The sequence below is a fragment of the Micromonospora lupini str. Lupac 08 genome, assembly GCF_000297395.2.
GTDB lineage: Bacteria > Actinomycetota > Actinomycetes > Mycobacteriales > Micromonosporaceae > Micromonospora > Micromonospora lupini.
Genome location: NZ_HF570108.1, coordinates 7075265 through 7082520, shown reverse-complemented (window position 1 = coordinate 7082520; position 7256 = coordinate 7075265). Strand labels below are relative to the sequence as shown.

Here is a 7256-nt window from a genome sequence, read left to right as displayed (position 1 = left end):
ACCGGTNAGGGGACCATGCCGAGCAGCACGTCGTAGAGCGCCACCACCTGGGGCCAGTCGGTGCTGGCCACGTCGGCGGCCTCGTCGTGCAGGGCGGCGATGGCGGCCTGCACGCCGTACGGCCCGGGCGTCGGGCCGGTCAGGGCGACCACCACCAGGGCGCGCCCCTCGTCGATCATCGCGTGGTCCCACCGGGCGCGGTCCTGGTCGTCGAGGAGGACCACCGCGCCGTCCGGCCCGGTCCGAGCGGCACGCCGCGCATGGACCAGCAGCAGCAGGCCGAGCAGGCCGGCGACCTCCCGCTCGCCGGGCAGCAGCCGGCGCAGGATCCGGGCCAGCCGGATGGCCTCCTCGGCGAGGTCGGTCCGCTGGAGGTCGGGGCCGGAGCTGGCGGCGTACCCCTCGGTGAAGACCGAGTAGACGGCCTGGAGCACCGTGGGCAGACGCCCCGGCAGCTCGTCCGCGCCGGGCACCCGGAACGGGATGCGGGCGTCGCGGATCTTCCGTTTGGCCCGGACGAGCCGCTGGGCCATCGTCGCGTGCGGCACCAGGAAGGCCCGCGCGACCTCCGCCGTGGTGAGCCCGGCGAGGAAGCGCAGGGTGAGCGCCCCGCGGTCCTGCGCGGGCAGGGCCGGGTGGGCGCAGGTGAAGAAGAGGGCCAACCGGTCGTCGGGCAGGTCCGGGTCCGCGTCCGCGGGCGGCGCGGGGTCGGCCCGCTCGGCCTCCGCCTGGAGTACGGCCAGCCGGGTCGCCAGCACCCGGTCGCGGCGCAGACGGTCGACGGCACGGCGCCGGGCCGTGGTGAGCAGCCAGGCGCCGGGCCGGCTCGGGACGCCGTCGACAGGCCAGTGCACAAGTGCCGCCTCGATCGCCTCGGAGGCGACCTCCTCGGCCAGGTCGAGGTCACCGAAGCGATGTACGAGCGAGGCGAGCAGCCGGCCGTGCTCCTCCCGGAACACCGCCTCCACCCCGGCTGTCGCCTCCGCGCCCGCCACGGTCAGACCTCGACCTCGATCTCGGCGACCGGGCGCACCTGCACCGACCCGCTGGCGACGGCACCGGGGCTGCGGGCCGCCCACTCCAGCGCGACGTCGAGGTTCGGCACGTCGATGATGTCGTACCCGCCGAGCACCTCGCGGGTCTCGGCGAACGGCCCGTCGGTGATCGTGCGTTCGCCGTCCGGGCTCACCTGCACCGTCGTACAGGTGGTCAGGTCCTGCAGCGGATGCCCGGAGACCCAGATCCCGGCGTCCTTCATCTCCCGGTCGTAGCGGACCCAGTCCTCGAAGGTGCACCCGTTGCCGGCCTCGCCGTCGGTCGCGGGGCTCATGAACAGCAGCATGTACTTCATGTCTCGGCTCCTCTCGGTGCGGCGGGGTCGCCGTACACCATGACGACGAACGAGAGCCGGGGATGTCGACACGGGGCCGGAACTTTTTCTGCGGTTCACGGGCGCGCCGATCGCGCCGGTTCGACCTGGTCACCACGCCTGTCGATGCGCCGCTCGTACCAGGTTACGGCGATCAGCAACAGGGTGAGCAGGGCCAACTCGGCAAGCGCGGGCAGCGACCGCCCGACCGGCAGCAGGAGCAGCGGCAGCAGCGCGGCGACACCCTGCCCCGGGTGTACGGCACGGAGGGTGAGCCGGCGGAAGACCAGCCGTCCGAGCAGGTAGAGGGTGGCGCCCCCGTAGAGGGCGGTGGCGGAGGGCCAGCTCAACCGGGAGGTGTGCGGCGTCTCCTCGGTGAGCTGGCCGAGCACCTGCTCGATGCCGAGCGCGACGTAGATGGCGCCGATGATCAGGGGGGCGTGCGCGAGGCCGTACGCGTCGCCTGCCACGTGGGACCGCCGCTCCCGCGGCACCAGCAGCACGGAGTTCCGAGCGGCCGGTGCCAGCCGGTCGAAGTACAGCCACCAGAGGCAGACCGTGACGACGAGGCTGAGCAGCGCCGCGACCAGGCCGGCCCCGGTCGGTGCCATCGTCCTCGGCCCGGTGCCCGCGGCGATCAACGCCTCGCCGAGCGCGATGATGAGCACCAGTCCGAACCGTTCGGTGAAGTGGTCCAGGCTGCGCAACGGCCACGCGCGGTAGGCGGAGGCGACGCGGGCGCCGCCGATGTCCACCAGGAACGCCACAGTCCAGAGCACCGTCTGGGTGACGCCACCGAGCAGCGCGCCGACGACGAGCGGAAGCCAGGCCGCGGTGACCGGCACGACGAAGAACCGCAGGGTCGAGCGCAGCGGCGGGTCGTCGGCGCTCGCCCAGAGGAGCACCACGAGCTGCACCGCCCGGGTGACCAGGTAGGCGAGCGCGAGGGTGAGCGGTGGGTCGAGGAGCCCCGGGCCCTGCCGCCAGGCGTCCGGCAGCACCAGAGCTGCCACGAATATCGCTGCCATCGCCAGCAGCGTGGCCGCGCGGACCGGTCCGACGTCCGCGCGGACCAGGTTCCCCAACCAGAGGTACGGGCCCCAGGAGTAGATCAACAACAGGAGGAGGAGCAGCCCCTGGGCCAGGGTGAGCGCCGTCGGCGGCTGTGCCATGAACGCGATGACCCGGGTGAGCGCGAACACGAATACCAGGTCGAAGAAGATCTCGAACATCGTCGTCCGGTGCGCGTCACCGACCGGGATCGGACGAATCCTCCTCATCCTGGCATTCTGCGCTCTCCGGAGGGCACGTCGGGTCTCCCCGCCACGATGGGGAGACCCGATCGGTGGCCACGTACGTCAGGCCGGCGCCTCCGTCCGCCGCCGGCTCCGCTCGGCCCGCCGCCGCACCTGCTGGTACGTCCCGGTCAGCCCCATGGCCCGGCGTACCTCCGCCAGGGTCTGGCGCACCTCCTGCCGGGTCCGCTCGGTGCCCTCGACGATCAGCCGGTCGACCAGACCCCGGTCGGCCTCGATCGCGGCCCGGCGCTCGCGGATCGGCGCCAGGAACGTCTCCAGCGCCACGACCAGCCGCTCCTTGACCTCCACGTCACCCACCTGCCCGGCGCGGTAACGCTCGGCCAGGTCGGCCACCTCGGCGCGGTCCGGGTTGAACACCTCGTGGTACGCGAAGACCGGGTTGCCCTCCACCGTCCCCGGTACGTCGGCCCGCACCCGGTTCGGGTCGGTGTACATCCCGCGCACCTTGCGGCGCACCGTGGCCGCGTCGTCGGACAGGGCGATCGTGTTGCCCCGACTCTTGCTCATCTTCGCCGTGCCGTCGGTGCCCACCAGACTGGGCGTGTCCGCCGGGATCAGTTCGGGCACCGGGAAGACCGGCCCGTACAGGTGGTTGAAGCGGCGGGCGATCTCCCGGGTCACCTCCACGTGCGCGGCGTTGTCCCGGCCGACCGGGACCACCTCCCCCTTCACGCACATGATGTCCGCGGCCTGGAGCACCGGATAACCCAGCAGCCCGTACGGCATCTCCTCCTTGCCCGCGTCACGGGCCATGTCCTTCAACGAGGGCACCCGTTCCAGCCGGGGCACGGTCACCAGGTTCTGCAGGAGGGTGTTGAGGTCGCCGACCTCCGGAATGGCCGACTGGAGGTAGAACGTGGCCCGCGCCGGGTCGACGCCTGCGGCGAGGATGTCGGTCACCATCTCGCGGGCGTTGCCGGAGACCTGGTCGATGTCCTCCCGCCGGTTGCGGGTGGTCAGCATGTGCAGGTCGGCGATGATGAAGAAGCTCTCGTAGCGCTGGTGCAGCCGCACCCGGTTGGCGATGCTGCCGACGTAGTGGCCGAGGTGCAGGCGACCGGTGGGCCGGTCGCCGGTGAGCATGCGTGCGATGGACATGGCGAGGTGCCTTTCGTGCGGGTGATGGGGTCACGCGTGGGCGCGCGCCGAGCGAGGCCGACAGGCCCCCTCGGTCAGCGGAGAACAGGGCTCAGCGAGCCGTCCGCCATCGCGCGCCGGCGCGGAACCGCAGACCACCGGCACGGAGTACGTCCAGGAAGTGCTCACGGCCGTCGCCGGAGCGGGTCGGGAGCGCGGGCACGACACCGCGCGGCAGGCCGTCGACCACATCGACCGCCTCCGACACGCAACTGCCCGTCCGGACCACGGCCTCACACTACCCGGGGTGTCGCTGCTGGGGTGGCAGGTGACGATCCGTGTAGTACCTGCCGACGCGGTCCCGGTACTCCGGGTCGGCCGACTCCGGGTCGTACGACGGCGCGTCCTTGATCTCCTGCCGCGTCCGGTCGACGTGCACGACACGGTCGAGGTGGTCGACCCGTTCCACGGTGCCGGCCGGCAGCAGCACCTTCTGACCGAGGATCCACGGCCCGGTGTCCACCACCAGGTGTCCGGCGTCCGCGTCGTCGCTCGCCTCGTCGATCGTGCCGATGCGCCCGTCGCTCGCCTGCACGTGGTAGCCGACCAGGTCGACGGGAGTGCCGGGGCCGGGAGCGTCGGGGCCGTCGTGCGCGCCGTCCGGGCCGTCCGGCGGCGTGGCCGAGGGGGTGGTCTGCGTGTATCCGCCGGCCAGGGCGGAAGGGTCGCGCCAGGCCCAGGGATTGAAGATCGAGGGTTGCACGGGGCACCTCCGGGGGACTGTTGTCAGCTGTCCTCCTTCGCAGTGCCCGCCCCACGGCGGCCGGAAACGGACCACCCGGGGTGCGAGCCCCGGCCGGCGGCGCGGGCCGGCCGTCGCGTCCTCGGCCAGCTCGTGGATCGGGTCCGCTGGCATACTCGGCTGCCATGGTGCTGTCGCGAGGGTGGGCTCTCTTCCTGGTCGGAGTGGGTATCTGGACCTGGGTGATCTGGCCGAGGTTCGCCGTCGCCATCTGGCAGGACCCGCGATCCTGGGCCTCCGGCACCGTGGCGGACGGCGCCGCCACCGGCTTCCTGTGGGTGCACGCCCTGCTGATCGCCGCGTCCCTGGCCATCGGGACCACCGTCGGCGTGCTCGGCGTCCGAGCCTGGTTCGCGGCCCGCCGACGGCAGGCTTCCTGACCTCCGACGCAGCTCAGCGGGGTTCCGCGCGGTTGATCGGGCCCGGAGGGGAACGAGTGTGACGCGGGACGCTACCCGTCGATTTGACGATCAAACCCACGGACGCGTAACTTTCTCTCTGCCAGCGCGGAACGGGGCAAACAGGGCGAAAGACCTGGAGCACCGGATCGGGCAGGCAGCCGGGTCAGGCAGGGGTTCGCCTCTGCGGACACGGTTCGGGCGGGGCTCACCGGATCAGCCGCGAGGCGGATTTGGTGCAGCGGAACCGACCGGGTAAGGTTCACGACCGGCAGGGAACCGGGCGAGACTGCGGGAGACCGCAGCGGCCGGCCTGCCGAATCCGACGACCTGACGCAGCGGTTCGCTGCTGCGTGAGTGCGCCGGGACCAACCCGTACGAAGCACGACAGACCGGGACACACGGTTTGACACGGCGAAGACGGTAAGGTAACGTAGCAAAAGTGCCCGGCGCGAGAGCGGCGGGGACACAGAACGAAAAGCCCAGGGATGGTGGCCCACAGGTTGGGTCCTCTGATCGGTGTGTGGTTGTTCTTTGAGAACTCAACAGGGTGCTTGTAAAGCCAGTGCCAATTATGATTTATACCCCGGACTGGTCATGCCTTTTTGGTTTGGCTGGTTGGGATTCCTTTGGCAACATTTGTTTGTTGTCAGGATGCTGTTCAACTAATTTTTGTTGGAGAGTTTGATCCTGGCTCAGGACGAACGCTGGCGGCGTGCTTAACACATGCAAGTCGAGCGGAAAGGCCCTTCGGGTACTCGAGCGGCGAACGGGTGAGTAACACGTGAGCAACCTGCCCAAGCTTGGATAACCCGGGAACCGGGCTAATACCGAATATTACTTCTGGCCGCATGGCTGGGGGTGGAAAGTTTTTCGGCTTGGGATGGGCTCGCGGCCTATCAGCTTGTTGGTGGGGTGATGGCCTACCAAGGCGACGACGGGTAGCCGGCCTGAGAGGGCGACCGGCCACACTGGGACTGAGACACGGCCCAGACTCCTACGGGAGGCAGCAGTGGGGAATATTGCACGATGGGCGGAAGCCTGATGCAGCGACGCCGCGTGAGGGATGACGGCCTTCGGGTTGTAAACCTCTTTCAGCAGGGACGAAGCGAGAGTGACGGTACCTGCAGAAGAAGCACCGGCCAACTACGTGCCAGCAGCCGCGGTAAGACGTAGGGTGCGAGCGTTGTCCGGATTTATTGGGCGTAAAGAGCTCGTAGGCGGCTTGTCGCGTCGACCGTGAAAACTTGGGGCTCAACCCCAAGCCTGCGGTCGATACGGGCAGGCTAGAGTTCGGTAGGGGAGACTGGAATTCCTGGTGTAGCGGTGAAATGCGCAGATATCAGGAGGAACACCGGTGGCGAAGGCGGGTCTCTGGGCCGATACTGACGCTGAGGAGCGAAAGCGTGGGGAGCGAACAGGATTAGATACCCTGGTAGTCCACGCTGTAAACGTTGGGCGCCAGGTGTGGGGGGCCTCTCCGGTTCCCTGTGCCGCAGCTAACGCATTAAGCGCCCCGCCTGGGGAGTACGGCCGCAAGGCTAAAACTCAAAGGAATTGACGGGGGCCCGCACAAGCGGCGGAGCATGCGGATTAATTCGATGCAACGCGAAGAACCTTACCTGGGTTTGACATGGCCGCAAAAACCTCCTGAGATGGGGGGGTCCTTCGGGGGCGGTCACAGGTGGTGCATGGCTGTCGTCAGCTCGTGTCGTGAGATGTTGGGTTAAGTCCCGCAACGAGCGCAACCCTCGTTCGATGTTGCCAGCGCGTTATGGCGGGGACTCATCGAAGACTGCCGGGGTCAACTCGGAGGAAGGTGGGGATGACGTCAAGTCATCATGCCCCTTATGTCCAGGGCTTCACGCATGCTACAATGGCCGGTACAATGGGCTGCGATACCGTGAGGTGGAGCGAATCCCAAAAAGCCGGTCTCAGTTCGGATCGGGGTCTGCAACTCGACCCCGTGAAGTCGGAGTCGCTAGTAATCGCAGATCAGCAACGCTGCGGTGAATACGTTCCCGGGCCTTGTACACACCGCCCGTCACGTCACGAAAGTCGGCAACACCCGAAGCCGGTGGCCCAACCCTTGTGGAGGGAGCCGTCGAAGGTGGGGCTGGCGATTGGGACGAAGTCGTAACAAGGTAGCCGTACCGGAAGGTGCGGCTGGATCACCTCCTTTCTAAGGAGCACCTTCCGACGAAAGTCGGTAAGGAGCCCGCGCTGCCCGAATGTGGTGGTGGGGTGCTCGAATGGCGGAGACACTGGCAAGTTTTGCCCTGGCAACGGCC

General features: G+C 68.9%; 7 protein-coding genes and 1 rRNA gene. 2 read left to right on the top strand and 6 right to left on the bottom strand.

All coding sequences use genetic code 11. From position 1 onward, the window contains the following. The 6 genes from MILUP08_RS33535 to MILUP08_RS33515 form a co-directional block, all read right to left on the bottom strand. The coding region (locus MILUP08_RS33535; RefSeq protein WP_083915955.1) for an RNA polymerase sigma factor at positions 1–995 on the bottom strand (995 nt) is incomplete at its 3' end. Between the two features lie 2 nt (positions 996–997). Continuing rightward, positions 998–1351, bottom strand: coding sequence for a YciI family protein (locus MILUP08_RS33530; RefSeq protein WP_007453493.1), 354 nt, complete (start codon positions 1349–1351; stop codon positions 998–1000). A gap of 95 nt (positions 1352–1446) precedes the next feature. Next, positions 1447–2649, bottom strand: coding sequence for a low temperature requirement protein A (locus MILUP08_RS33525; protein WP_007466348.1), 1203 nt, complete (start codon positions 2647–2649; stop codon positions 1447–1449). Between the two features lie 78 nt (positions 2650–2727). After that, on the bottom strand, positions 2728–3786 hold the full coding sequence (gene trpS / locus MILUP08_RS33520; protein WP_007466346.1) for a tryptophan--tRNA ligase: 1059 nt from the start codon (positions 3784–3786) through the stop codon (positions 2728–2730). Between the two features lie 91 nt (positions 3787–3877). Next, positions 3878–4054, bottom strand: a complete 177-nt coding sequence (locus MILUP08_RS36230; protein ID WP_167626018.1) for a hypothetical protein — start codon at positions 4052–4054, stop codon at positions 3878–3880. Positions 4055–4063: 9 nt separating this feature from the next. Then, positions 4064–4528 carry a PRC-barrel domain-containing protein gene (locus MILUP08_RS33515; RefSeq protein ID WP_007466344.1) on the bottom strand — a complete coding sequence of 155 codons (465 nt, stop codon included), beginning with the start codon at positions 4526–4528 and terminating at the stop codon, positions 4064–4066. A gap of 164 nt (positions 4529–4692) precedes the next feature. Here MILUP08_RS33515 and MILUP08_RS33510 point away from each other — a divergent pair, with 164 nt between their 5' ends. Together MILUP08_RS33510 and MILUP08_RS33505 are read left to right on the top strand one after the other, a co-directional pair. Next, a complete protein-coding gene (locus MILUP08_RS33510) occupies positions 4693–4947 on the top strand; it encodes an SCO4848 family membrane protein (RefSeq protein WP_007453484.1) in 255 nt (84 codons plus the stop codon). Between the two features lie 690 nt (positions 4948–5637). Further along, a 16S ribosomal RNA gene (locus MILUP08_RS33505) occupies positions 5638–7147 on the top strand. Positions 7148–7256: the final 109 nt, after the last annotated feature.

Excerpts from the sequence above, each read along its gene's own strand:
- MILUP08_RS33530 (WP_007453493.1), bottom strand. The coding sequence starts at position 1,351 with ATGAAGTACATGCTGCTGTTCATGAGCCCCGCGACCGACGGCGAGGCC.
- MILUP08_RS33525 (WP_007466348.1), bottom strand. The coding sequence starts at position 2,649 with ATGAGGAGGATTCGTCCGATCCCGGTCGGTGACGCGCACCGGACGACG.
- trpS (WP_007466346.1), bottom strand. The coding sequence starts at position 3,786 with ATGTCCATCGCACGCATGCTCACCGGCGACCGGCCCACCGGTCGCCTG.
- MILUP08_RS33510 (WP_007453484.1), top strand. The coding sequence starts at position 4,693 with ATGGTGCTGTCGCGAGGGTGGGCTCTCTTCCTGGTCGGAGTGGGTATC.